This is a genomic window from Bordetella genomosp. 9 (genome assembly GCF_002261425.1).
Taxonomy (GTDB): Bacteria; Pseudomonadota; Gammaproteobacteria; order Burkholderiales; family Burkholderiaceae_B; genus Bordetella_C.
In genome coordinates this window covers 535,870-559,627 of the sequence record NZ_NEVJ01000002.1, presented here as the reverse complement: position 1 = coordinate 559,627, position 23,758 = coordinate 535,870, and the positions used below count along the sequence as shown (strand labels likewise).

The following is a 23,758-nucleotide window of genomic DNA, read 5'->3' as shown; positions in this document are numbered from 1 at the left end:
GGCCCGGCGGGCGACCGCCCCCCGCCAGGCCGCCGGCCGTTCACCGCAGCGTGAAGCCGGCCTGCTTGACGTCCTCCGAATCCAACCCCACGTAGACGTTGAACGCGCCGGGCTCGGCCCCGTAGTGCAATTGCGCGTTGTAGAAGCTCAGGTCGTCCTCGTCGATCGTGAACGACACCTTGCGCGATTCGCCCGCCTTCAGCATGACTTTCTCGAAATGCTTGAGCTCCTTCACCGGCCGGCTGATGGACGCAACCGGATCCTGGAGATACAGCTGCACCACGGTCGCGCCGTCGCGCTGGCCGGTGTTGGTCACCGTCACGCTGGCCTGCACCGTGCCGTTTCGCGGCATTTCCGCGCTGGACAGCGTCACCGGCGACAGCTCGAAGCGGGTGTAGCTCAGGCCGTAGCCGAAGGGAAACAGCGGTCCGTTCGGCGCATCGAAATAGCGCGACGTGTATTTGTCGGGATGCGCGGGATCGAAGGGACGGCCGGTATTCAAATGGCTGTAGTAGATCGGGATCTGGCCCACGGAGCGCGGAAACGTCATCGGCAGCTTGCCCGACGGGTTGTAGTCGCCGAACAGGACGTCGGCGACGGCGTTGCCGCCTTCGGTGCCGGCGAACCAGGTTTCGAGCATGGCGTCGGCATTGTCGTTCTCCCAGCCCAGCGCCAGCGGGCGTCCGTTCATCAGGACGATCACCAGCGGCTTGCCCGTGGCCTTCAGGGCGCGCAGCAGGCGCGCCTGGCTGTCGGGAATGACGATATCGCTGCGGCTGGACGCTTCATGCGCCATGCCTTGCGATTCGCCGACCACCGCGACCACCACGTCGGCCTGCCGGGCGGCCGCCACGGCCTCGTCGATCAGTTGCGCGGGCGTGCGCGGGTCGACGTCCACGTCCTGCTCGTACAGGTTCAGATACTTGACGATTTCCGGATCGTCGATGACGTTGGCGCCCTTGGCGTACAGCAGCCTGGCCTGGCCGCCGACGGCGTTGGCGATACCCTGATAGGCGGACACGGTCTGGTCGGCGCGGCCGGCGGCCGACCAGTTGCCCATCATGTCGCGCTGGCTTTTCGCCAACGGGCCGACCACGGCGATGGTGCCCTGCTTGCGCAGCGGCAGCACGCCGCCCTGGTTCTTGAGCAGCACCAGGCTTTCGCGCGCCACCTGGCGCGCGGCGTCGCGGTGCAGCCGGCTTTCGGCGTTGACGTCGGGCGGATCGTTTTCCGGCCGGCCGATACGGCGATACGGGTCCTGGAACAGCCCCAGGTCGTATTTGACGCGCAGCACGTCGCGGGTCGCACGGTCCAGGTCGGCCATGCTGACGCGGCCGCTGTCCAGCAGGGGCTTGAGGTTGTCGCCGTACATGGTGTCGCTCATGCTCATGTCGGCGCCCGCGGTGATCGCCAGACGGGCGGCGTCGCGGCCATCGGCCGCCACGCCGTGCTTGATCATCTCCATGATCGCGCCGTGATCGCTGACGGTGATGCCCTTGAAGCCCCACTGCTTGCGCAGCACGTCCTGCAGCAGCCATTTGTCGCCCGTGGCCGGCACGCCGTTCAGCGAGTTCAGCGCGATCATCACGCCGGCCGCGCCGGCGTCCAGCGCCGCCTTGTAGGGCGGCAGGTAGTCCTGGAACAGGCGCTGCGGGCTCATGTCGACGGTGTTGTAGTCGCGGCCGCCTTCCACCGCGCCGTAGGCGGCAAAATGCTTGACCATCGCCAGGATGCTGTCGCGCGCGGCGGGGTCGTCGCCCTGGTAGGCCTTGACCAGCTCCGCGCCTATCCGCGACGTCAGGTAAGTGTCCTCGCCGAAGCCTTCGGAGTTGCGGCCCCAGCGCGGATCGCGCGAAATGTCGACCATGGGCGACCAGGTCACGTCCAGGCCGTCGGCGCTGGCCTCGATGGCGGAGATCCGGCCGGTCTGGCGGATGGCGTCCAGGTTCCAGCTGGACGCCAGGCCCAGGCCGATCGGGAATATCGTGCGCTGGCCGTGGATCACGTCGTAGGCGAAGAACAGCGGGATCTTCAGCCGGCTTTGCATGGCCGCGTCCTGCAGCACGCGGATGTCCTTGGGGGTCACGGTATTGAAGACCGCGCCCGCCCGGCCCGCGCGGATGTCGTCCATGAACTTCGGCTTGTCCGGATTGGACCCGGCCGGCAGGCTGACCAGGCGCAGCTGGCCGATTTTCTCATCCACCGTCATGCGGCTCATCAGCTTGTCGATGAACGCTTCGCGAGCGGCCTGTTCGCGCATCATCGAAGGCGGATTGTTCGTCGGGTGCGTGCCCGTTTGGCCGAATGCCGGGGCGCCCGCCAGCGCGATCAGCAAGGGAAGCGTCAGACGGAGCTTCAAACGGAGCTGTTTCATGCGCATGTGTCTCTGATGTTTATTGTCAATTGGTGGATCGTCGATTCGAACGCGCGCGCGGCGGGTAGCCGGAACGCGCGTGGGCTAAGCCGGGCAAGTGTGCCACATGGGCGCCCCGCGGAGCGCGGCGATCAGAGGCGGGACAGCGTCAGAGGATCGGCCTGGCCGCGGAAAAATCGATCCAGGCACTGGCGGAAGATTTCTTCTTCCGGCGCGGCCCAGGTGAACAGCGTCAGCGAAGACCGGAACTTCACGGCGTCCAGCGGACCGAAGATCTCGGCCGCCGAGCCCTCGGGGGCGCGCGCCACCAATTCGCAGGCATGCTTCAGCCGCTGCCCCAGCACGGGATGGCGCACATAGGCGCGCGCCTCGTCCAGGCAGGATATGCCGTAGCGCTGCGCCATTTCGCTGCGGCCCAGCCCGCGGATCTGGGGAAACACGAACCAGATCCAATGGCTGCGCTTGCGCCCCTGCGCGAGCTCCTGGCACACGGTATCGAACACGGGGTCCTGCGCCAGGACGAATCGCTCCAGGCCGTAGGCGTCGTTCAGCTCTCGTGTTTCCATTCCAGCTCCCATGCGCCGCTCAGCACGTTCTGCAGCCAGAGCGCGCAGGTGAGCGTCTTGGAATCGGTGATCTCGCCGTTGCGGCAGGCGGCGAACAAGTCCTCCACCGTCATCGGGTGGATGTCGACGAATTCGTCGGCATCCGTCTGCGCCTGTCCGGCACGCAAGCCGCGCGCGAAAAAGATGTGGATGATTTCGGTGGAATAGGCGATCGCGACATGCATGGCGCCGGCGGCCGACCAGACGCCGCCGCTGTAGCCGGTTTCTTCCAGCAGTTCGCGCCGGCCGCATTCCAGCGGATCTTCGCCCGGGTCCAGTTTGCCGGCGGGGAACTCGATCATGACGCGGCCGACCGGATAACGGTACTGGCGCACCGTCAACACGCGTCCGTCATCCAGCATGGGCACCACCACGACGGCGCCGGGATGCACGATGTATTCGCGCGTCGAGCTGTGGCCATTGGGCAGGAGCACCGTATCGCGGCGCGCGCGCAGGAAACTGCCTTCGAACAGGGATTCCTGCTTCAGGGGCTTTTCCACGAGGTGGGCGTCTTGGTTCGTATCCACTGATTCCATCCGGGGCTGGTATGCGCGGCACAGGCATGGCCGCGAAAAGAGGCATAGGGAGCAAAGCCGGTGCTCAACTTTAGCAGTAGTCGCGGCGGGTTCCGACAGCGGCCGGACATTCTCACAATATTCCAGGAAAAATGGACGCGCCGGGCGGCGCGGCGCGCCGCCGCGGTCCGCTGTGCGAAGATGCGGAGGTCGCCGGCGGCCTGGCGCCCGGCGATTCCGCAAAAACATATAAGGAGGAGCACCATGCCCACGAAGACCCTGGCTCGCGCATTCGCGGCTTCCATCGTCGCGGCCGCCGCGACCGTCGCGGCGCCGGCCGCCCATGCCGATTATCCCGACAAGCCCGTCAAGATCGTGGTGCCGTTCACCGCGGGGGGCACCACCGATATCCTGACGCGCGCCATCGGCAACAAGATCAGCGAATCGCTCAAGCAGACCTTCATCGTCGAAAGCCGGCCGGGCGCGGGCGGCAACATCGGCAGCGAGTACGTGGCGCGCGCGGCGCCGGACGGCTACACGCTGCTGGCCGCCTCGGTGGGCCCGATCGCCGTGAACTCCAGTCTGAACAAGCTGGATTACGATCCCTTGACCGATCTCATACCCGTCGTGCAGTTCGCCGACGTGCCCAACGTGCTGGTCGTGCCGCCCGACGCGCCGGTGCATAATGTCGCCGAATTCATCGCCTATGCCAAGCAGCATTCCGGCAAGCTGAACTACAGCTCCACGGGCATCGGTACGTCTTCGCACCTGGCCAGCTACATGCTCATGCAGAAGATAGGCGTGCAGGCCACGCACATCCCCTACAAGGGCGCCGACGCCTTGAACGATCTGCTGAGCGGGCGCGTGCAGTTCATGTTCGCCACCATCCCCTCGGTGATCGGCCAGATCAAGGCGGGCAAGCTGCGGCCGATCGCGGTCAGCAGCATCCGCAGGTCGGCGTCCATGCCGGACGTGCCGACCATCGCCGAGAACGGTTTCCCGGGTTTCGAGGCCGGTTCCTGGTTCGGCATGTTCGCGCCCAAGGGTACGCCGCCGGCCGTCGTCGCGGTCCTCAACAAGGCCGTCAACGCCGCCCTGCCCGGGCTGAAGGACAAGATGACGGCGGAAGGCGCCGATCCGGTGGGCGGCAGCGCCCAGGCCTTTGGCGAGTTCACGCGCGCCGAACAGGCGAAGTGGAGCGCCCTGGTCAAGCAGATGGGCGCGAAGGCGGAATAGAAGCTGCCGGCCAGGTGCGGCCGGCGAGGTGCGGCCGGCCAGGTGCGGCCGGCGAGGTGCGGCCGGCCAGGTGCGGCGGCGCTCCCGCCGCGCACGCCTCGTTCACTCAGGCCCTGACGTAGCGGCCGGTCTGCCGGCGCAGGCGGCGGTCCGCCAGTTCGAAGGCCAGTTCGCTGGCCAGCGCCATCGCCGCGGCGGGCAAGGCGCCCGCCAGCAGCAGTTGGCCATCGTTCAACGCCAGTCCGGTGACGATGCGCTCCCCGAAACCGCCCGCGCCGATGAAGGCCGCGATCGTCGCCGTCCCGATCGAGATCGACGTCGCCGTGCGCACCCCGGCCAGGATGGTGGGCCGCGCCAGCGGCAGCTCGATCAGCATGATGCGCTGCCGCGGCGTCATGCCCAGCGCCGTCGCCGCCAACCGCATGCCCGAAGAGACCTCGTCCAGCCCTGCGACCGTATTGCGCATGACCGGCAGCAAGGCATAGAGCGTCAACGCGGCCAGCGCCGGCACCGAACCGATGCGGCCCGTCACCGTGATCAGGATGGCCAGCATGGCCAGCGAGGGTATCGTCTGCAGCAGCCCCGTCATGCCCAGTACCAGGGCACGCAGGCGATAGCGGGGGTAGACGTAGACGCCGGCCGGCACGGCGACCAGCACGGCGATCGCCACCGACAGCAGCACCAGCACCAGATGCTGCGCCGCCAGCCGGCCCAGGTCGGGCCCCATCAGCTTGCGCCAGAACCCGTAAGTCTCGTTCTCCAGCCCATTGCTTGCCCCGTCCTGCGCCCCGTTTTGCGCCCCGTTTTGCGCCCCACTCCCCGCGCCCGCCGCCAGGCGATCGCGCGCGATGACGTCGAAGGGAACGCCCCCGAGTTCGGCGCGTGCGTTCATGGCGATCATCGCGTGTTCGTCGATGGTCCCGGCCAGCTCCCGCATCGCCGCCCAGGCCTGCGGGTAGCGCCGCGGCACGTCCAGCCGATACAGCACCACCGCGTCATAGCGCGGGAAGTACTTCAGGTCGTCGTCCAGCACACGCAATCCCAGCGCGTCGATCTTGGCGTCCGTGGTGTAGATATCGATGACGTCGACCTGCTTCTTCTGGATCGCGTCATACGCCAGGCCATGGTCCAGCCCGGTGGGCGACTGGCGCAGGCCGTAGCGCTGCGCCAGGCCGCGCCAGCCGTCGACGCGGCCGATGAATTCCTGCGACAGGCCCAGCCGCTGGTCCGGATGGCGCGCCAGGTCGCTCAGGGAACGTATCCCCAGCCTGTCGGCATCCGCCGCGCGCATCGCCAGCGCATAGCCGTCGTTGAAGCCGAAGGGGATATCGACGCCGAGCCCCAGCGGCGCCAGGCGGGTGCGGATCTCGTCCAGCGACATGGGTTTGTCGCTCTTGAGGATTTCCATCGCGATGGTCCCCGTATATTCCGGGTAGAGCCCGATGCTGCCGCTCTGCAAGGCCTGGTAGACGATGGCGGTATTGCCCAGACCCTGCGACACGGCGGGCGCCTGGCCGGTGCGCCGCGCCACCTGCTGCGCGAGCAGCTCCGCAAGAATGTACGACTCCGTGAAGCGCTTGGAACCGACGCGCAGGTTGCGCGCCGGCTCCGCGCCACCAGGGGCCGGAACAGTCACCGGAACCGTCGCCGTTGTCCCCGGCGTTGTCGCCGGGCCGTCCGCCGGCGTGGCCTGGGGCTGCTGCGCGGCCGCGCAGCCAGGACCGGGCATCATCGACAGCAGCAACAGCAACAGCGGCAGCGCCAACATCTGGGGCAGGCGCGACACGGGGACAAGGCGAGCAGGACGCGCCGGCAAGAACGTTAGAAGCGGGATCATCCGTATGGGGCGATGCGGAGCGGCGGCCAGGGCGGGCGCGGGGAGTAACGGGCAAGGGCCAATTGTGCCATCATGCCGCATGGCCGCCATTCCTTTATTTCCCTTGGGCAATGCCTTGTTCCCCGACGGGGTCATGCACCTGCGCGTGTTCGAGGTTCGTTACCTGGACATGATAGGCAAGTGCATCGAAGACGGCGGCGGCTTCGGCGTCGTCCCGCTGCTGGAAGGACGGGAAGTCCGCACCCCGGACGGCAAGGAAGTGCTGGCGGCCGCCGGCACGCTGGCGCGCATCGTCGAATCGTCGGCGCCGATGCCGGGCCTGCTGCAGATCGTCTGCACCGGCACCAGCCGCTTCCGGCTGCTGTCCGCGGAACAAGGCCGCTTCGGCTTGTGGAGCGGGGAAATCGAGATCCTGGCGGACGACCCGCCGCGCGCCATCCCGCGCGAACTACAGGCTTGCGCGAACGCGCTGGGCACGCTGATCGCCGATCTGCAGCGCCGCGGCACGCCGGCCGCCCTGATGCCCATCGCCCCACCTTTCCGTCTGGATGAGTGCGGCTGGGTGGCCGACCGCTGGGGCGAGATCCTGCCCCTGCCCGCCCGCACCAAGCAGGACCTGCTGTTGACGCCGGATCCCGAGCTGCGCCTGGCGCAGGTCCACGATCTGCTGGATGCGCGGGACCTGCTGCCGCCCGCCGCGGACTGAACGTACGCCGCTATTTCACCGGCTGTTCGCTGGCCCGCGCGACCGCCGCGGCGGCTTCCGCCCGCGCGGCGTCGTCGGCGGTTTCCACCACCGGCAGGATGCCGCTGACGGCGGCCTGGCGCGGTTGCAGCAACAAGGCCACCAGGGCGGTCCAGCCGGTCTGGTGCGACGCCCCCAGCCCGCGCCCGTTGTCCCCGTGAAAGAACTCGTGGAACAACACCAGGTCACGCGACGCGGGATCCGCCTGCAATAGCGGATAGCCCATCATCGATGGCCGTTCACCGTCGGCATTCTTCAGGAACAGCCGCGTGATGCGGCTGGACAGCTGGTCGGCGATCTCGCGCAGCGAATACTTGCGGCCGGAGCCCGTGGGATACTCGACGCGGAAGTCGTCGCCGTAATAGCGTTGGAACTCGTACAGCGACTCGATCAGCAGGTAGTTCACCGGCAGCCAGATCGGCCCGCGCCAGTTCGAATTGCCGCCGAACACGCGCGAATCCGACTCCCCCGGCAGATAACGGATGCAGAAACTCTCCCCGTTATGCGTGAACACATAGGGCGTATCGCGATGATGCCGCGAAAGGCCGCGTACTCCGTAGTCGGAAAGAAACTCGCTTTCGTCCAGCGCGCGCCGCAGCAGCGCCTTCACGCGGTGGCCGCGCAGCAGCGACAGCAGCGCGGAATTTCCCTTGCCGGGCTCGGTCCACCGCGACACCAGTTTCGCCAGGTCCGGCCGATGCCGCAGGAACCAGCGCAGGCGTTCCTTGAAGCCGGGCAAGCGCCCGTGCATGTTTTCTTCAAGCACCTGCACGGCGAACAGCGGGATCAGCCCGACGATGGAGCGCACGCGCATCGGCATGCTGTCCTGCCCGGGCAGGTGCAGCGCGTCGTAGAAGAACTCGTCCTGCTCGTCCCACAAGCCGGTTTCGCAATCGTCGCCGCTATTGACCGCTTCGGCGATGTACAGGAAATGCTCGAAGAACTTGACGCCGATATCGACGAAGGTCTTGTTGACGGTGGCCAGTTCCAGCGCGATGCGCATCATGTCCAGGGCATAGGCGGCCATCCAGGCGGTGCCGTCCGCCTGGTCGATGTGGCCGCCCGTGGGCAGCGGCTGCGAACGGTCGAAGATGCCGATATTGTCGAGCCCCAGGAAGCCGCCCTGGAAGATGTTGCGCCCGTCCGCGTCGCGCCGGTTGACCCACCAGCCGAAGTTAAGCAGCAGCTTGTGGAACACCAGTTCCAGGAAGGCGTGGTCGGGTTCGCCATGCCAGGCGCGATCGAGTTCGTAGACGCGCCAGGTGGCCCAGGCATGCACCGGCGGATTGCCGTCGCCGAAGGCCCATTCATAGGCGGGCAACTGCCCGTTGGGATGCTGGTAGCGGTCCTTGACCAGCAGCAGCAGCTGGTTCTTGGCGAAGACCGGATCGACCAGCGCCAGGGCCGTGGCCTGGAAGGCCAGGTCCCATGACGCATACCAGGGGTATTCCCACTTGTCCGGCATGGACACGATCTCGCCATTGCACAGGTGCCGCCACTCCGCGTTGCGGCCGCGGCGGCGGCGCGCGGGCGGCTTGGGCTGCGCGGCGTCGCCGTCCAGCCAGCGCGTGACGTCGAATTCGTAGTACTGCTTGGACCAGAGCAGGCCCGCCAGCGCCTGGCGCTGCACCAGCCGGGCATCGTCGTCCGCGATTCCCTGCTGCAGGCAATCGTAGAACTCGTCGGCCTCGGCCCGGCGCCGCGCGATCAGGGCGTCGATGTCCAGCGCCTGTCCGTCATGCCGCGCCTGCGGCCGCAGGCGGAACACCATCGCGCTGCGCGCGCCGGGCGCCAGATGCGCGACCCAATGCGCGGCAACCTTGGTGCCGCCGTCGCCGCGCACGGCATCCTTCGCGCCGTGCACGATGTAGTCGTTGATGCCGTCCTTGAAAGGACCCGGGCCGTCGCTGCCGAACAGCCTGCGGACATTGGTTTCGTTTTCGCAGAACAGCCAGTCCACCGGGCCCGGCGCGGCCGCCGTCGCCACCATGGGTTCGTACGCGGCATGGCGCGCCAGCACTTCCCAGCCGCTGGCGCCGTCCTTGATCCGCTGCAGGGACGGCTTGGGCGATACCCCGTCCCAGGACCAGGTGTTGCGCGCCCACAATTGCGGCAACACATGCAGCGTGGCAGGCTCGGCGCTGGGATTCTCGATGGTGATGCGCATGACGATATCGTCATGCGTATGCTTGGCGTATTCGACCGTCACGTCGAAATACCGTTGATCGTCGAACACGCCGGTATCCAGGATTTCGTACTCCGGCTGGTCGGTACCGCGCCGCGCGTTTTCGGCCACCAGATCGGCATAGGGAAAGGCCGACATGGGATAGCGGTACATCATGCGCATGTACGAGTGCGTGGGCGTGGCGTCCAGGTAGAAATAGAGTTCCTTGACGTCCTCGCCATGGTTGCCTTCGGCATTCGTCAAGCCGAACAGGCGTTCCTTGATGATGGGATCGCGGCCGTTCCAGAGCGCCAGGCCCAGGCACCAGCGCAGCCGGTCATCGCCGAACCCGGCCAGCCCGTCCTCCCCCCAGCGGTAGGCCCGGCTGCGGGCATGATCGTGGGGAAAGTAATCCCAGGCGGTGCCGTACTCGCTGTAGTCCTCGCGCACGGTGCCCCACTGGCGTTCGCTCAGATAGGGGCCCCAGCGCCGCCACGGGACGGACTCCGCCTGCGCCAGGCGCTGGCCTTCGACGGTCTGGAATAACGAGGTGGCACGCGGCGTGTGCATGGCGCGTCCTTGCAACAGGCGAAACGACGAATTTACCGCGTCCGCGCGACATCGCGCACGGCATCGCGCAACATGCTTTCCACGCGCAGCAATTCGCCCAGCGACCAGGCCTGGAACGGCGCGCCCGCGCAGCGATGCGGGGCGTCGCCATCGGCGATCTCCGACACGTGGTCCAATCCGCCCTCATCCAGGTGCCGGTACAGGGGCGCCAGCCAGCGCTCGCGGGCCTGCTCCACGGCCTCCGGGCCCAGCTCGCCCCCCTGTGCGCCCGCCGTCGCGCGAGTGCGCAACCAGGCCTGCACGAACGCGCCGATCAGCCACGGCCATGCCGTCCCCTGGTGGTAGGCGGCGTCGCGCTGCGCCGGCCCGCCGCCGTAGTGGCCGGCATAGGCCGGGTCGCCGGGCGCCAGCGTGCGCGGACCCATGGGCGTCAGCAGTTCGGCCTCGACCTGGGCCACGACCGCCCGCGCCAGCGGCCCCTGCACGACGGCATGCGGCAGTCCGCCCACCGCAAACAGCTGGTTCGGCCGCACGCTGCCATCCAGGCGGCCGGCTTCGTGGCTGTCATCCACCACGTCGTACAGCCCGCTGCCATCGGGCTTGGGAAAGCGTCGCGCGAACGACGCCGTGGCCCGCCTTTCCAGTTCGCCGTGGTCGCCGTTCCAGGCCGCCACGATACGCAGCGCATTGATCCACAGCGCCTGTACTTCCACGGGCTTGCCGATGCGCGGCGTCACCACCCAATCGCCCACCTTGGCATCCATCCAGGTCAGCTGCATGCCGGGACAACCCGCGCGCAGCAGCCCGTCGGCGTCGGCCCCGATGCCATGGCGCGTGCCGCCGGCGTAACCGGCCACGATGGTATCGATGGCCGCGCGCAGGCTGGCGCGCGCGGCGTCATCGGCATGCCCCATTTCCATGTAGTCGTGCGCGGCGATGACGAACCACAGCGACGCGTCCACCGAGTTGTAGGCGGGTTCGTCGCCTTCGTCCGGGAAGGTGTTGGGCAACATGCCCTGGGAAATATAGCGGGTCCATTCGAGCAGGATGGCGCGCGCGTCGTCCAGGCGGCCCGTGGCCAGCAGCAGGCCGCGCATCGCGATGAAGGTATCGCGCCCCCAGTCGGTGAACCAGGGATAGCCCGCGACCAGCGTCAGGCCCCGCGCGCGCGACACCACGTAGGCGTCGGCGGCGCGGCTCAGGCGGTCGGGATAGGCGGCGCGGCGCGCGGCTTCCCGCCCGCCCATGGCCGACGCCAGGGCAAGCGCGTCGTCCGCTTCCGCCGCCACGCCGTCCGTGGCCGCCAATCCCACCGCGGACAGGATCATGACGGCGGGGCCGGCGCCCAGGTCGAAGGAGAAGACGCCCGGCGTCGCCAGGTCCTCGATATCGTCCAGGCCCCGTTCACGCTCGCGCGCATAGCAGAAGCTGCGATACCAATCGGGCTCATGCGCATAGCGGCCATTGGTATGCGCCAGGATCGCCGGCACGTCGCCATAGGGCCGCCACCGCACGCGCGGGCCGTCCACGGCCGCGGAGAAATCGAAGGCCGGATTCTCGCGGTGCAGCGCATGGTAATCGCGGCCGGACAGCAAGGGGCGCACCTTCAGGATGAGCATGCCCGCCCCGGCCGTTCCCTCCAGGTCCCAGCGCAATACCGTACGCGCGCTGGCCTTGTCGACGAAACAGGACATGCGCACCAGGCGGCCGTCCCGCAGCCGCAGGCGCCAGACGGGCCACGGATGCGGTTCGAAGGCCTGCGCGTCGGCGGCATCGTCCGGCACGATCAGGTCCGGCGCGTAGCGCTGGCGGGTCAGGGACTGGCGGGCGCCGGCCGTTTCCACCCAGGCCTCGACACCGTTCACCAGTACCTTGCGCCCGGTGGGCGGCCGGGTGGCGCACAGCAGCAGGGCGTGATACCGGCGCGTGCGCAGGCCGCTCACCGTGCCGCTGGCGTAGCCGCCCCGGCCATCGGCCTCCAGCCATTCATCGGATTCCCGCGCGGACGGCGGCTTCATTTCCATATCGCCCTCCCGCGGGCGGCAGGGCCGCGCACCGTCAGCACTGTTGCGCCCATGCGACATTGCGCTGCACCATTACGGCGGATTTTCCGGGGCATGCGCACCATGAAAAGGCACGGGAATGCTTATATGCAACGGGGTCCGACAACGGCCAAAACGCTTGTTGCAGCGCATCAATATAGGTGTTTATCATGATTGCACAGGCCCAGTCCGGCCTACCTTTTTCTTCCCCGACAGGAGCAGCACCATGGGTTCGCGCCGCCTTTCCGCCCTCAGTCTCACCCCCTCCGATACCGCCGCGATCAAGCGCGGCGCCCGCGCGACCGCTCGCTTCGCCCAGCGCCGCGTGGCCGTTCCGGCCGCCAATTTCCTGTTCGATTCCGTGGAAGGCGTCTTCAACTTCATCGACGAATTCGCCGATTCCGTCGATGAGGTGCGCAAGGCGATGGCGCGCGCCCGCAGCGAACGCTACACCATTTCCGCGCACCGCCGTTGAAGTCAGGCCACGACTTCGGGCGTGACGGTTTCGCTCTGCAGGTCGGCCAGGAAGCGGTCGCGCCAGCGCGATAGGTTGTTTTCGGTCAGCCGCGCCAGCATATTGCGATGGCGGGCCACGCGCTCCGGTAGCGCCATGGTCAGGGCGCGGTCGAGCGTTTCCGCCATGCCGTCCGCGTCGTACGGGTTGACCAGCAGCGCGCCTTCGCCGAGTTCCTCGGCGGCGCCGGCGAATTCCGACAGCACCAGCACGCCGGGATCGTCTTCCGGCTGGGCGGCGACGTATTCCTTGGCCACCAGGTTCATGCCATCGCGCAGCGGCGTCACGTATCCCACCTGCGATGCCCGGAACAGCGACATCAGCAGCGCCCGGTCATAGGATTTATTGATATAGCGCAGCGGCGTCCATGCCAGGTCGGACCAGCGCCCGTTGATGCTGCCCGCGGCGCTTTCCAGCTGGCGGCGAATACGCCGGTATTGCTCGACGTCGGAACGCGACGGCGGCGCGATCTGCACGAAGGTCACCTGGCCGCGATGCGCCGGCGTCATCTCCAGCAGGCGCTCGAAGGCCGTGAAGCGCTCGACCATGCCCTTGCTGTAGTCCAGCCTGTCGACGCTGACCATCAGCCGGCGCTGCTGCAGCCCTTGTTTCAGGTTGGTGATCTGACGCGAGCGGTTGTGCTTGAGCGACAGCTCGCGGATTTCATCGGGATAGATGCCGATCGGGTACACCCCGGCGCCGATCCGGTGTCCGCCGATCTCGATGTAGCGGTCGCCGCGGCGTCCGGCGCCCAGCCGCCGGCAGACATAATCGACGAAGGCGCGGCGATCCGCGTCGGTCTGGAAACCCACCAGATCGTAGGCGCACATCGCTTCCATCAATTCGCGGTGCGGCGGCACCGTCGCCATGACCGGCTCGGCGGGAAACGGGATATGCAGGAAGAACCCGATGCGGTTGCGTATGCCCGCCTGGCGGCAGGCGCGCGCGAAAGGCAGCAGATGGTAGTCATGCACCCACAGGATATCGTCGGGCTGCAGCAACGGCTTGAGCCGTTCCACCAACCAGCGGTTGACGCGGCAATAGCCGGCGTACTCGCGGCGGTCGTAGCGGGCCAGATCGGGGCGGTAATGGAACACCGGCCATAGCATGCCGTTGGAAAACCCGCGGTAGTACTGGTCGTAATCCGTGCGCGACAAGGCGACGGTGGCATAGGTGATGTTGTCGCGCTCCTCCTTGTGCACCGTTTCCGGCGGCGTGGAGCCGTCGACGATGTCGCCGCTCCATCCGAACCATATGCCGCCAGTCTGTTTCAGCGCATCGAAAACGCCCACCGCCAGCCCGCCGGCCGTGGGCTTGCCTTCCGCGATGGGCGCGACCCGATTGGATACGACGACTAGCCTGCTCATGGCCGACCTCCTTGTTCTAGTGTTTGCGGGGGGCTCAAAGCAGCGCCAGCCAGCCCGCCAGCGCGGCGGGCGTGGGAAAGCGCCAGTCGGCGACGCTCTCCCCTTCCCCGATCTTGATGGTGACGCCCCCCAGGGACTTCACCGCCTGAAACCCGGCTTCATCCGTCAGGTCGTCTCCCGCGAACAAGGGTACGCGCCCGGCGAAGGGCGCCATACCCATCAATCGGTTGATGGCGCCCGCCTTGCTGGCCTGGCGGGGCTTGATCTCGACCACCATCTTGCCGGGCTGCAAGACGAAGCGATCGGCATGCGGCGCGACCGCCAGTTCGGTCGCGATGCGCACGTCGTGTTCGCGGTCGGGCGCATTGCGATAGTGAAAGGCCAGTGACAAGCCCTTGTGTTCCAGCTGCGTGCCGGGCCACCGATCGACCAGCGGCGCCAGGGCTTCCACCATGCGGGCGACGGCGCCAGTATCGACCGGCAATTCGTGCATGACGCCGTCTGGGCCGCGCCACTGCGCGCCGTGCAGCCCGGCGCCGGTCAGCAGCAACGGCTGCACCAGCGCATCGATCTGCGCGAGCGGCCTGCCCGAGACAATCGCGATGGCGCCGCCGGTCAGCTTGCCCAGGCGCGCCAGGACATTCAGTGTTTCGCTGGGCACGTGCGCCTGCTCCGGCGTCGCGGCAATGGGCGCCAACGTTCCATCCAGGTCGAACAAAAAAGCGTGTTTGTCGACGTTCTCGCTCGTGACGGGTAAGGATAGGCTCTGCACTTTTTCTACTCTCGCCGGGTTGGCGGGTATGACAGTTACGTTATAGCCCAGGGGTGTAACCAGAAGCCGCTTCGGGAAGTTACAAAAGGAGAGCAGACCGCATACACGCTTGTTGTCCACGTGGCCGGCGCGCGTGGGCCACGACAGGAACTTAAGAAGCGTGTCAGGCTCCAACGCCAGAGCTTATAACGCCGGACCGCACCACGCTGAAGGAGAAACGCATGCGCATTCTTTTGGTGGAAGACGATCGGATGATCGGCGAAAGCGTGCTAGACGGGCTGCGCGCGGAAAACTACGCGGTGGACTGGGAAATGAGCGGCAAGGGCGCGGACCTGGCCTTGCGTACCGGCCCCTACGACCTGGTGCTGCTGGACCTCGGCCTGCCCGATCGGGACGGCCTGAACCTGTTGCGCGACCTGCGCACGCGCCGCAACCGCACACCGGTGCTGATCGCCACCGCGCGCGACGCGGTGGCCGACCGCATCGCCGGCCTGGACGCCGGCGCGGACGACTACGTCATCAAGCCTTACGACATGGACGAACTGCTGGCGCGCATGCGCGCGCTGATCCGGCGCAGCGCCGGCCGCGCCGAACCGGTCTTCGAGCATGCCGGCGTCAGCATCGACCCGCAGGATCGCTCCGCGCGCGTCAATGGCGAGCCCGTGACGCTGACCGCGCGCGAATGGGCGGTGCTGGAACCGCTGATCGCCCGGCCCGGCATGATATTGTCGCGCGCCCAGCTCGAGGAAAAGCTCTACAGCTGGCAGGAAGAAATCAGCAGCAACGCCGTGGAGGTCTATATTCACGGCTTGCGCAAGAAGCTGGGCCAGCGCTTCATCCAGAACGTGCGTGGCGTCGGCTACGTGATACCCAAGACATGAAGATTCCGCTCGGGTCCTCGCTACGGGGCCGCCTGATATTTTTCCTGTTCGCTTCGATCCTGCTGGCCGCTTTGGTGCAGGGCATCGTGGCCTACCGCAACATCCTCCAGCAGACGGACGAAATCTTCGATGCGCAGCTGCAGCGCACGGCGGCCTCGCTGACGGCGGGCGATGGCCTGCTCAGCGCCACGCCGCTGGCCCCGGCCGGTCCGGCGTCGGACGACAACCTGATCATCCAGATCTGGACCGCGGACGGCGCGCGGCTGTTCAAGTCCGCGTCCGGCAAGTTGCTGCCGGATCCCGTGGTACTGGGCTACTCGACGGTCAAGGCGGGGGCCTCGACCTACCGCGTGTACGCGATGGCGACGCCATTCCAGGTGACGCAGGTGGCGCAGGACATGGACGTGCGGCAGAAGACGGCGCGGGCGCTGGCGCTGCGCAGCGTCGGCCCCATCGCGGCCGCGGCGCCGCTGCTCATGATCGTCGTCTGGTGGGTCGTGGGGGCATCGCTGCGGCCCGTGCGGCGCACGCGCGACGACCTGGCCAAACGCCAGCCGGAGGCGCTGTCGCCGGTCGCCGAAACCGGCCTGCCGGATGAAATCCGCCCGCTGGTGCACGAATTGAACCTGCTGCTGGAGCGCACGCGGCAAGCCTTCGCGACACAGAAGCGCTTCGTCGGCGACGCGGCCCATGAACTGCGCTCGCCGCTGGCCGCGTTGCGCCTGCAGCTGCAGGCCCTGCAGCGCCCCGGCGACGAAGCCGCGCGGCGCATCGCGGTGGAACGGCTGGCCGCGGGCATCGATCGGGCGTCCCGGCTGATCGAGCAACTGCTGTCGATGGCCCGCCACGATGCCGCGGCCACTCAAACCGCCGCGGGGCCGGTGGAGCTGGTACAGCTGATGCGGCAATCCATCTCCGACATCCTGCCCGAGGCCAACGCAAAATCCATGGATATCGGCATGGACGGCGTGCCGCAGGCATGGGTGCGCGGCGATCCCGACGCCCTTGCGCTGCTGGCGCGCAACCTGCTGGACAACGCCATCAAGTACACGCCGGCGGAAGGCCGTATCGACGTCGGCATCGACGTTCATGAGGAGGCCGTCACGCTGACCGTCGACGACAGCGGTCCCGGCATTCCGCCCGCCGAGCGCGAGCGGGTATTCGATCGCTTCTACCGCGCGCAGAACCATGACGCGGTGGGCAGCGGCCTGGGCCTGTCCATCGTCGACGCCGTGGCCCGCCGCCACGAGGCCGCCGTGTTCCTGGAAGACGCCCCCCGCCTGGGAGGCCTGCGCGTGCGGGTGCGTTTTCCGGCCGGCGCCGCCGCTTAAGTTTCGCCTAAGGATCGGGTCCGAAGATAGCGCCGTGTTCCAGGAGGTGCTCGATAAAACGAGCGACCGGAACGAAGCCCAAGGACTAGCGCTCAAGGACCCGACATGAAATTCAAGAACTTCTCTCCCACCCGTTTGACGATGTCATTGGTCGCGGCCGGCGTCATCGGCGCCACCGCGGCCGCCGGCGTCATGGGCACGGCCTCCCACGCGGAAAGCGCGCCGACCCAGCAGGTGCAACCGGCCGCCGGCACCATGTCGCTGCCGAACTTCGCGCAGATCACGCGCCAGTACGGCCCGGCGGTGGTGAACATCAGCGTCTCGGGCACCAAGAAGGTCGCCCTGCAGCAGGACCCCTTCGCCCAGTTCTTCGGCGGCATGCCGGGCTTTCCCGGCATGCCCGGCCAGATGGGCCAAGGCACGCGGGAAGTCCCGATCCGAGGTGAAGGCTCCGGCTTCATCATCAGCCCGGACGGTGTGATCCTGACCAACGCCCACGTCGTGCAGGACGCCAGCGAAGTCACCGTCAAGCTCACCGATCGCCGCGAGTATCGCGCCAAGGTGCTGGGCAGCGACCCGGTGACCGACGTGGCGGTGATCAAGATCGATGCCTCCAACCTGCCGGTGGTCAAGATAGGCAACGTCGACAACGTCAACGTCGGCGATTGGGTGCTGGCCATCGGCTCGCCCTACGGCCTGGAAAACACCGCGACCGCCGGCATCGTCAGCGCCAAGGGCCGCTCGCTGCCCGACGATACGTCGGTGCCCTTCATCCAGACAGACGTCGCGGTCAACCCCGGCAATTCCGGCGGTCCGCTGTTCAACACCCGCGGCGAAGTGGTCGGCATCAACTCGCAGATCTATACGCGGACCGGCGGCTTCCAGGGACTGTCGTTCGCCATCCCCATCAACGTCGCCACCAAGATCAAGGATGAGATCGTGGCGCACGGCAAGGTGCGTCATGCCATGCTCGGCGTGACGGTGCAGGAGGTCAACCAGGACCTGGCGAACTCCTTCAAGCTGGACAGCCCGACCGGCGCGTTGGTCGCCAGCGTGGAAAAAGGCAGCGCCGCCGACAAGGCGGGCCTGAAGTCGGGCGACGTCATCCGCGCGATCGACGGACGTCCCATCGTCTCGTCGGGAGACCTGTCGTCGGTCATCACGTTGGAGGATCCGGGCCAACGCGTGAAGCTGGACGTGTGGCGCGACGGCAAGCCCGTCGAGGTCGCCGCCACCCTGGGTACGTACGGCAAGCCGGAGGCCGTCGCGTCCGGCGACACGCAAGGTGGACAGCATGCCAGGCTCGGGCTGGCGCTGCGCCCCTTGACCCCGGACGAACAGCAACAGGCCGGCACGCAAGGCCTGCTGGTGGAACAGGCCGATGGCGCCGCCGCCAAGGCGGGGATCCAGCCCGGCGACATCATCCTGTCCGTGAACGGCGTGCCGACGCGCAACGTCAATGAAGTGCGCGGCGCCGTGGCCAAGGCCGGCAAGACCGCCGCCCTGCTGGTCCAGCGCGGCGACGGCAAACTGTTCGTGCCGGTGCAGATCGGCTGAGGAACATCCGTCCGTGAAGCGGCGCGGGGCATCGACCCGCGCCGCTTTTTTGCCTTTCATCATTCCGGCAAGCAGATTCGCATGGCGTGGTTTCCTGGCATCGTCGCGCCCGCGCCAGCCGGTTTCTTGGTACCCTTCGGCGGGGGCGCCATCGTGGCGTCCATTGCAGAAGATCCGGAAACCCGTTTCGCCAGTGCCCGTCCTATCGCCATTTCGCTTCCTTCCGTCTTTCCCCGGCCATGCCGGAAACGCTTACGCCGGGCGAGCATGGCGTCTGGCTTGCGCCGCGGTCCTGGCGCTGTTGTTGGCGGCCTGCGCCTCCACGCCAGTGGGCCCCGGCTACTACCGGGTCAAGTCAGGCGACACGCTGACGCAGATCGCGCGCGAAAACAGCCAGAGCATCGGCGACCTGATGCGCTGGAACAAACTGGAAAGCGCGAATCGCCTCGAGGTCGGCCAGGTACTCCGCGTGGCACCGCCGGCGGGGAGTGCGGCGTCGGCATCCAAAGGCAGCGCGGGCGCTTCCGGTAGCGCCAGATCATCAGGCGCGGCCAAGGCCGAGCCGGCCAAGCCCGCCGACACCACGCCGCTGCGCGGCATCACGCTGGTGTGGCCGGCGCCGGGTACGGTGGCCCAACGATTCAACGGCTCTTCGTCGCAAGGCCTGCGCATCGCCAATACGGCGGGCACCCCGGTGGTCGCCGCCGCCGCGGGCACGGTGGCCTATGCCAGCAACGGATTGCGCGGCTACGGCAACCTCGTCATCCTGCGTCACACGTCCGGATACCTGACCATCTACGCGCACAACCGCAAACTGCTCGTCAAGCAGGGCCAGCAGGTCACGCAGGGCCAGAAAATCGCCGAGATGGGCAATACCGACAGCAAGCAGGTAGAGCTGTATTTCGAACTGCGGCAAAGCGGCAAGCCGGTCGACCCGGCCCGCGCGCTGCCGGCACGCTAACCACTTCCTGTTTTCCATGGCCCTGGTTCTGGCTCGCTTCATCTACGGTTTTTCGCTGTCCTGGATCGTCGCGGCGGTGCTCATCGCCGCGACGCTGCTGTGCATACGCCTGGTCGGCATCGCCGTCGTCGCCTTCGAAGAGGAAAACAAGGGCAATATCGCCGGCGCGGCCTGCGTCGCCGCCACCGTGGTCGGCGCGCTGGCCGCGATCGCCTGGCTGGGCCATCGCCTGTACGACGTGCTGGGCGCGTCGGCGCTGGTGGGCGGCACGTCGCACTGGCTGGCCGGCGGCAACACGCTGTCGCCCGCGGCCATCTTCGGCGCCCTGGCCGGTTTCGGCTGCCTGGCGGGCGTGCGGGGCTGGATGAACCGCACGCCCCGCGATCCCGAGGAGGTCGCGCGGGAGGCCGCGGTCAAGGCGAAAGCCCGGGAAAAAGCAGCCAAGGAGAAAGCCGCCAGGGAAAAAGCGGCGGCCAAGGCCGAACGCGGCGCCCGGAACCAGGACGAAGCCCCGGCGCGCAAGACGCGCGCGGCGTCCGCCTCCCGCGCCAAGGCGGCCGCGCGGGTACGCGGGCCGCGCATCCCGCAACTGGGATGGATCGCCCTCTTCCTGCTCCTGCTGGGCAGCGCGGTGCTGGCTTTCGCCTACGGCGTGTACCCGCTGTCGCTGCCGCCCGACGCGACGGCGGCCGCCACCCGGTTGTACCAGGACATGGCGCCGCGCGCCCGGCCGGTCTACCTGGCGGCTGCCGTACTGCTGGGTGCGGGGGCCATCCTGGCGCTGGTGTGGTTCCTGTGGCGGGGCAAGCCGGAGGAGTAGCGGAGGCCGCGCCGACGCCTCGCCGGATCGAGGGCCGCGGGTCCAGCGGCGGGGCGCTGCGGATCCAGCAGCGGGGGACTGCGAGCGGGTACGAGCTGAATGCCCGGGATCGATTAACACGAACGATTCTTATTATAGAATTCCCCTTTTTCCATACTGCCGTAGATCAGGGGGACATTCCAGCCATGCCCGGTTCGCACAAATTCTGGTTCGTATGGCGCGCGCCGCTGATCCTGTTGCTGCTGACCGTGTTCGGCCTGCTGGCCGCCCTGCTGGGCTCGGATCTGTGGCATTGGGCGTCCTGGGCGGCGCTGGCCGCGCCGGTCGGCGTGATCCTTTTCTACATCCTGCGCTGGCCCCGCGCCGGCCGCGCCGCCTAGGCGCCCTGCGCGCCAGGTCCCCTCGCGCCCGGCGCGCCTGGCCGAGCGCATCGGGCCGCCTCCTGCCGCCGGCCTCCTGCCGCCGGCCTGCTCCCGCCGGCCGCGCCTGGCCGGCCGCGCCTGGCCGGCCGTCCCCGGCCCGCCCTGCCGCGCGGAACGCTACATGCTGCGCCGCCTATCCCGTCCGCGTGGCCGCCCTTGAAACGTTGAAGGGCGTCGCCATTTACTCGGCATACCTCGTAGGCAAAAACCATGAGATCACGCGATTTGACGTCCTGGATGTGGGGCGACGCCCTCTCCATGCTGGAACAGGCCGAACGCCTGCAACGGCAATTCTTTCGTGCCTGCACGGCGGATCCGCATGTCTGGGAGCCTCCCATCGATGTCATCGAGACGGCCGAGGCCGTTATCGTGCACATCGCGCTGCCCGGCGTGCCGTCGTCCGCGATCACCGTGCGCTATCAATCCGATGGCGTCACGGTGTCGGGCATGCGCCGCCTCCCGGCGTCGCAGGCCGCGCACATCCACCGGGTCGAAATCCCCTATGGGCGATTCGAACGCCGGATCGCCTTGCCGCTCGCCGCGCTCGAACCCGATGCGCCCCAGATGTCGGATGGTTGCCTTGTATTGACGTTCAGGAAAATAAAGGAAACGCCATGAAGCTTTGGCCCACCATGCAAGTGCGCACCGACGACGACCGCGTCAGCGCGGGCGGCTCCAGCGCGCCCGCCGGCGTCCAGGAGCAACGCACGATCAAGCCCCTGCCGCAGGACGCGATGATCCTGATCCCGCTGCGCGACGCCGTGCTGTTCCCCGGCGTGCTGTCGCCGGTCACGGTGCGGCGCGCCGGCTCCGTGGCCGCCGCGCAGGAAGCCGTCAAGAACGAAACGCCGGTCGGCTTCCTGCTGCAACGCGACGCCAGCAAAACCGACGTCGGGCCCACCGACCTGTACTGGGTCGGCACACAAGGGCCGATCGTGCGCTACATCACCGGCCAGGACGACAGCCACCACATCGTCGTGCAGGGGCAGTCGCGCTTCCGCGTCCTGGAATTCCTGGAAGGCTGGCCTTTCATGGTGGCGCGCGTCGCCATGATCGAACCCGCCGAAACCACCGATCCGCAGATCGAAGCCCGCTTCCTGCAGCTCAAGGAACAGGCGGTGACCGCGATCGGCCTGCTGCCGCACGTGCCTGACGAACTGGCCGGCGTGGTCCAGGGCGTGACCTCGCCCGGCGTCCTGGCCGACATGGTGGCCAATCTGATCGATGTGAAAGTCGAGGAAAAGCAGGACATCCTGGAAACCTTCGACCTGGGCCGTCGGCTCGACAAGGTGATCGAGCTGCTGTCGGCGCGCGTCAACGTCCTGAAGCTCAGCCGCGAAATCGGCGAAAAGACCCGCGCCCAATTCGACGAGCGGCAGCGCGAACACGTTCTGCGCGAACAGCTGCGCCAGATCCAGAAGGAGCTGGGCGAAGGCGACGACACCGCCGCCGAGGTCGAAGAGCTCAAGAACGCCATCGACAACGCCGGCATGCCGGAAGACGTCCTGTCGCATGCGCGCAAGGAGCTCAAGCGCCTGCAGCGCATGAGCGAAGGCGGCGGCGAATACGCCATGCTGCGCACCTATCTGGAATGGCTCACCGAACTGCCGTGGAAGCAGGAACCGCAGCCGCCCATCGATATCGCCGAAGCCCGGCGCGTCCTGGACGAAGACCATTTCGGCCTGGAAAAGATCAAGCGGCGGATCCTGGAATACCTGGCCGTGCGCAAGCTGAATCCGCAAGGCAAGAGCCCGGTGCTGTGCTTCTCCGGCCCTCCGGGCGTGGGCAAGACGTCGCTGGGACAATCCATCGCGCGCGCCACCGGCCGGGCCTTCCAGCGCGTGGCGCTGGGCGGCGTGCACGACGAAGCGGAAATCCGCGGGCATCGGCGCACCTACCTGGGCGCGCTGCCGGGCAACATCATCCAGGCGATGCGCCGCGCCGGCACGAACAACGTCGTGCTGATGCTGGACGAAATCGACAAACTGGGCGCCGGCGGCTTCCATGGCGATCCCGGCAGCGCCTTGCTGGAGGTCCTGGATCCCGAGCAGAACCACAAGTTCCGCGATAACTACCTGGGCGTGGACTTCGACCTGTCGCGCGTGATGTTCATCTGCACCGCCAACGTCCTGGACACCATTCCCGGACCGCTGCGCGACCGGATGGAGATCATCCAGCTCCCCGGCTATACGGAAGAAGAAAAGATCCAGATCGCGCGCCGCTACCTGGTGCGTCGCCAGCTCGAGGCGAATGGACTGAAGCCGGAACAGGTGGAAATCACCGATGCCGCGCTGCGGACGATCGTCGAGGACTACACCCGTGAAGCCGGCGTGCGCAACCTGGAACGCGAGCTGGGCGCTGTCTTGCGTCATGCCGCCATGCAGATCGCCGAGGGGCGCCAGGAAAACCTGCGCGTCGACACCGGCGACCTGAGCGAGCCGCTGGGACCGCGCCGCTTCGAAAACGAAGTGGCCCTGCGCACCAGCGTTCCCGGCGTGGCGACCGGCCTGGCATGGACGCCGGTGGGTGGCGACATCCTGTTCATCGAGGCCAGCAAGGTGCCGGGCGGCGGCAGGCTGATCCTGACCGGCCAGCTGGGCGACGTGATGAAGGAATCCGCGCAGGCGGCCCTGACGCTGGCCAAGACCTGGAGCGGCGATGCGCTGGACAAGGTGGACATCCACGTCCACGTGCCGGCGGGCGCCACGCCCAAGGACGGCCCCAGCGCGGGCGTGGCCATGTTCGTGGCGCTGGCGTCCCTGCTCAAGGGCACGCCGGTGCGCTCGGACGTGGCCATGACCGGCGAAGTCAGCCTGCGTGGCCTGGTGCTGCCGATCGGCGGGGTCAAGGAAAAGACCCTGGCCGCGCTGCGCGCCGGCATCACCACGGTGATGCTGCCCCGTCGCAACGAGAAGGACCTGGACGACGTTCCCAAGGAAGCCCGCGACAAGCTGAAGTTCGTGCTGCTCGATCGTGTCGAGGACGCGCTGGACGTGGCGCTGGAGAAGGAAGCCGTGCCGGCCGCCTGATCCGCTGACGGCCTGG

General features: G+C 67.7%; 19 protein-coding genes. 11 read left to right on the top strand and 8 right to left on the bottom strand.

Features of this window, described 5'->3' with window-relative positions; translation table 11 throughout:
• Positions 1–40: 40 nt before the first annotated feature.
• The 3 genes from bglX to CAL26_RS08535 all read right to left on the bottom strand — a co-directional run bounded on the left by bglX (position 41) and on the right by CAL26_RS08535 (position 3,515).
• On the bottom strand, positions 41–2,374 hold the full coding sequence (bglX, locus tag CAL26_RS08545; protein ID WP_094846998.1) for a beta-glucosidase BglX: 2,334 nt from the start codon (positions 2,372–2,374) through the stop codon (positions 41–43).
• A gap of 131 nt (positions 2,375–2,505) precedes the next feature.
• Positions 2,506–2,940: a DUF1810 domain-containing protein gene (locus CAL26_RS08540; protein ID WP_256988221.1), complete on the bottom strand. Its 435-nt coding sequence runs from the start codon at positions 2,938–2,940 to the stop codon at positions 2,506–2,508.
• Positions 2,922–3,515 (bottom strand): NUDIX domain-containing protein, encoded by a 594-nt coding sequence (locus tag CAL26_RS08535; RefSeq protein ID WP_094846473.1) that lies wholly within the window; start codon positions 3,513–3,515, stop codon positions 2,922–2,924. The genes CAL26_RS08540 and CAL26_RS08535 overlap by 19 nt, the downstream gene beginning before the upstream one ends.
• Before the next feature lie 243 nt (positions 3,516–3,758).
• Here CAL26_RS08535 and CAL26_RS08530 point away from each other — a divergent pair, with 243 nt between their 5' ends.
• Complete coding sequence (locus CAL26_RS08530; protein WP_094846472.1) at positions 3,759–4,730, top strand: Bug family tripartite tricarboxylate transporter substrate binding protein; 972 nt, start codon at positions 3,759–3,761, stop codon at positions 4,728–4,730.
• A gap of 106 nt (positions 4,731–4,836) precedes the next feature.
• Here CAL26_RS08530 and CAL26_RS08525 read toward each other — a convergent pair whose 3' ends face one another.
• Complete coding sequence (locus CAL26_RS08525; protein ID WP_256988218.1) at positions 4,837–6,516, bottom strand: glycine betaine ABC transporter substrate-binding protein; 1,680 nt, start codon at positions 6,514–6,516, stop codon at positions 4,837–4,839.
• A gap of 130 nt (positions 6,517–6,646) precedes the next feature.
• On the opposite strand from CAL26_RS08525, the gene CAL26_RS08520 reads away from it, so the two are divergent.
• Positions 6,647–7,273 (top strand): LON peptidase substrate-binding domain-containing protein, encoded by a 627-nt coding sequence (locus CAL26_RS08520; RefSeq protein WP_094846471.1) that lies wholly within the window; start codon positions 6,647–6,649, stop codon positions 7,271–7,273.
• A gap of 10 nt (positions 7,274–7,283) precedes the next feature.
• On the opposite strand, the gene CAL26_RS08515 is transcribed toward CAL26_RS08520, so the two are convergent.
• The gene (locus CAL26_RS08515; protein WP_094846470.1) at positions 7,284–10,046 is read right to left on the bottom strand and encodes an MGH1-like glycoside hydrolase domain-containing protein; all 2,763 of its coding nucleotides are present in this window, start codon (positions 10,044–10,046) and stop codon (positions 7,284–7,286) included.
• 32 nt (positions 10,047–10,078) lie between these two features.
• Positions 10,079–12,070: an amylo-alpha-1,6-glucosidase gene (locus tag CAL26_RS08510; protein WP_094846469.1), complete on the bottom strand. Its 1,992-nt coding sequence runs from the start codon at positions 12,068–12,070 to the stop codon at positions 10,079–10,081.
• Positions 12,071–12,314: 244 nt separating this feature from the next.
• On the opposite strand from CAL26_RS08510, the gene CAL26_RS08505 reads away from it, so the two are divergent.
• Positions 12,315–12,563 carry a hypothetical protein gene (locus tag CAL26_RS08505; RefSeq protein WP_094846468.1) on the top strand — a complete coding sequence of 83 codons (249 nt, stop codon included), beginning with the start codon at positions 12,315–12,317 and terminating at the stop codon, positions 12,561–12,563.
• Positions 12,564–12,565: 2 nt separating this feature from the next.
• Here CAL26_RS08505 and otsA read toward each other — a convergent pair whose 3' ends face one another.
• Both otsA and otsB read right to left on the bottom strand, forming a co-directional pair.
• Positions 12,566–13,969 (bottom strand): alpha,alpha-trehalose-phosphate synthase (UDP-forming), encoded by a 1,404-nt coding sequence (gene otsA, locus CAL26_RS08500; RefSeq protein ID WP_094846467.1) that lies wholly within the window; start codon positions 13,967–13,969, stop codon positions 12,566–12,568.
• A 34-nt stretch (positions 13,970–14,003) separates the two neighbouring features.
• Positions 14,004–14,741 carry a trehalose-phosphatase gene (otsB, locus tag CAL26_RS08495; protein WP_094846466.1) on the bottom strand — a complete coding sequence of 246 codons (738 nt, stop codon included), beginning with the start codon at positions 14,739–14,741 and terminating at the stop codon, positions 14,004–14,006.
• A 221-nt stretch (positions 14,742–14,962) separates the two neighbouring features.
• Here otsB and CAL26_RS08490 point away from each other — a divergent pair, with 221 nt between their 5' ends.
• The 8 genes from CAL26_RS08490 to lon all read left to right on the top strand — a co-directional run bounded on the left by CAL26_RS08490 (position 14,963) and on the right by lon (position 23,742).
• A complete protein-coding gene (locus tag CAL26_RS08490; protein WP_094846465.1) occupies positions 14,963–15,622 on the top strand; it encodes a response regulator in 660 nt (219 codons plus the stop codon).
• On the top strand, positions 15,619–16,953 hold the full coding sequence (locus CAL26_RS08485; protein ID WP_094846464.1) for an ATP-binding protein: 1,335 nt from the start codon (positions 15,619–15,621) through the stop codon (positions 16,951–16,953). Before CAL26_RS08490 ends, CAL26_RS08485 begins: the two co-directional genes overlap by 4 nt.
• Positions 16,954–17,058: 105 nt before the next feature.
• On the top strand, positions 17,059–18,510 hold the full coding sequence (locus CAL26_RS08480; protein ID WP_094846463.1) for a DegQ family serine endoprotease: 1,452 nt from the start codon (positions 17,059–17,061) through the stop codon (positions 18,508–18,510).
• Between the two features lie 274 nt (positions 18,511–18,784).
• The gene (locus CAL26_RS28575) at positions 18,785–19,471 is read left to right on the top strand and encodes a M23 family metallopeptidase (RefSeq protein ID WP_256988329.1); all 687 of its coding nucleotides are present in this window, start codon (positions 18,785–18,787) and stop codon (positions 19,469–19,471) included.
• Between the two features lie 16 nt (positions 19,472–19,487).
• A complete protein-coding gene (locus CAL26_RS08470; protein WP_094846461.1) occupies positions 19,488–20,291 on the top strand; it encodes a hypothetical protein in 804 nt (267 codons plus the stop codon).
• Between the two features lie 185 nt (positions 20,292–20,476).
• Positions 20,477–20,671, top strand: coding sequence for a hypothetical protein (locus CAL26_RS08465; RefSeq protein WP_094846460.1), 195 nt, complete (start codon positions 20,477–20,479; stop codon positions 20,669–20,671).
• A gap of 252 nt (positions 20,672–20,923) precedes the next feature.
• Positions 20,924–21,331, top strand: coding sequence for an Hsp20/alpha crystallin family protein (locus CAL26_RS08460; RefSeq protein ID WP_094846459.1), 408 nt, complete (start codon positions 20,924–20,926; stop codon positions 21,329–21,331).
• A gap of 116 nt (positions 21,332–21,447) precedes the next feature.
• Positions 21,448–23,742 (top strand): endopeptidase La, encoded by a 2,295-nt coding sequence (gene lon, locus CAL26_RS08455; protein WP_256988328.1) that lies wholly within the window; start codon positions 21,448–21,450, stop codon positions 23,740–23,742.
• The last annotated feature ends 16 nt before the right edge of the window (positions 23,743–23,758 follow it).